This is a genomic window from Melaminivora alkalimesophila (assembly GCF_000282995.1).
In the GTDB taxonomy this organism is placed as follows: Bacteria; Pseudomonadota; Gammaproteobacteria; order Burkholderiales; family Burkholderiaceae_C; genus Melaminivora; species Melaminivora alkalimesophila.
Window position 1 is genome coordinate 1 of record NZ_ALEE01000563.1, and the last position, 1,683, is coordinate 1,683.

The 1,683-nt window shown below is 71.5% G+C and carries 2 protein-coding genes; both read left to right on the top strand.

The genetic code is table 11. The features are described 5' to 3' along the window. A partial coding sequence (locus A612_RS11045) for a biotin/lipoyl-containing protein (RefSeq protein WP_040436667.1) occupies positions 1-605 on the top strand: 605 nt, incomplete at its 5' end. 77 nt (positions 606-682) lie between these two features. Further along, positions 683-1,591 (top strand): hydroxymethylglutaryl-CoA lyase, encoded by a 909-nt coding sequence (locus A612_RS11050; protein WP_019374544.1) that lies wholly within the window; start codon positions 683-685, stop codon positions 1,589-1,591. Positions 1,592-1,683 lie beyond the last annotated feature (92 nt).

Below are 1,683 nucleotides of genomic sequence, written 5' to 3' on the forward strand. Positions count from 1 at the left end.
CGCTGGTGCAGGAGCAGGCCGGCGAGGCGGCGGGCGACCCGTTCAGCCGGCGCGACGGCTGGCGCGCGCTGGGCAGCAGCCAGCGCCGTTTCGAATTCGACTTCCGCGGCGAGCCGGCCGTGGCGCGGCTCGACTACGGGCAACGCGGTGCGGCGCATCGCCTGTGCGTTGCGGCGGGCGAGGAGGGCGCCGATGCTGCTGCCGAGCAGGGCGAGCTGCTCTTCACGCAAGGGACGGACGGCGCCCTGGACCTGCAGTTCGCCGGCCGGCGCACGCGCGCCACGGTGTACGCGCAGGGCGAGGAGTTCCACGTCTTCACCCCGCAGGGCGCGACGCGCATCGGCGCCGTCGATCCGCTGGCCCATGCGGGCGTGGTTGCGGGCGAGGGCGGGCGCTTGACGGCGCCGATGCCGGGCAAGGTCGTGTCCTTCGCCGTGCAGCCGGGCGACAAGGTCGCCAAGGGCCAGCCGCTGGCGGTCATGGAAGCCATGAAGATGGAGCACACCATCGCCGCGCCGCAGGACGGCGTGGTCGCGGAGTTGCTCTACGCGCCCGGCGACCAAGTGGCCGAGGGCGCCGAGCTGCTCAAGCTGAGCGCTGCCTGAGAAAAAGGGCGGCCGGCGCCAGGTGCGCCGCGCCGCCACCGAACCCAAGCCCCTTTCTTCCACGGAAACACCCTCCCATGCAGCTCCCCTCCCGCGTGAAGATCATCGACGTAGGCCCGCGCGACGGCCTGCAGAACGAAAAACAGCCTGTGCCCTCCGAGGTCAAGGTCGGCCTGGTGCAGCGCCTGCAGGACGCCGGCCTGGCCGAGATCGAGGTCACCAGCTACGTGAGTCCGAAGTGGGTGCCGCAGATGGCCGACAACCACGAGGTCATGCAGGCCATCGCGCGCAAGGACGGCGTGCGCTACTCGGTGCTGACCCCGAACCTCAAGGGCTGGGAAGCGGCGCAGCAGGACCGGCCCGACGAGATCGTGGTCTTCGGCGCGGCCAGCGAGGCCTTCAGCCAGAAGAACATCAACTGCTCGATTGCCGAGAGCATCGAGCGCTTCGCACCGGTGGTCGAGGCGGCGCGCGCGGCGGGCGTGGCGGTGCGCGGGGCGATGAGCTGCACGGTGGGCTGCCCCTACGAGGGCGACATCGCGCCCGGGCGCGTGGCCTACCTCGCCGGCCTGATGAAGGGCATCGGCGTCGAGCGCGTGGACGTCGCCGACACCATCGGCGTGGGCACGCCGCTGGCCGTGCAGCGCGCCATCGAGGCGACGCAGCAGCACTACGGCATCGACCAGATTTCGGGCCACTTCCACGACACCTACGGCCAGGCGCTGGCGAACACGCTGGCGGCGCTGCAGCTGGGGGTGTGGAACTTCCAGTCGTCCGTGGCCGGCCTGGGCGGCTGTCCCTACGCCAAGGGCGCCACCGGCAACGTGGCGACCGAAGACCTGGTCTTCATGCTGCAGGGCCTGGGTATCGAGACCGGCATCGATCTGGACCGGCTGGTGGATGCAGGCGTGTTCATCAGCGATTTCCTCGGCCGCAAGCCGAATTCGCGCGTCGCCACGGCGCTGCTCAACAAGCGGGCAGGGTAGGCGCCATGGCGACACCGCAAACTCCCCAGGCCCCGGCGTCCGGCGCGCTGCCCGAGAGCGTGCAGCGCGTGGCGGCGCTGCTGGCGGCCGCC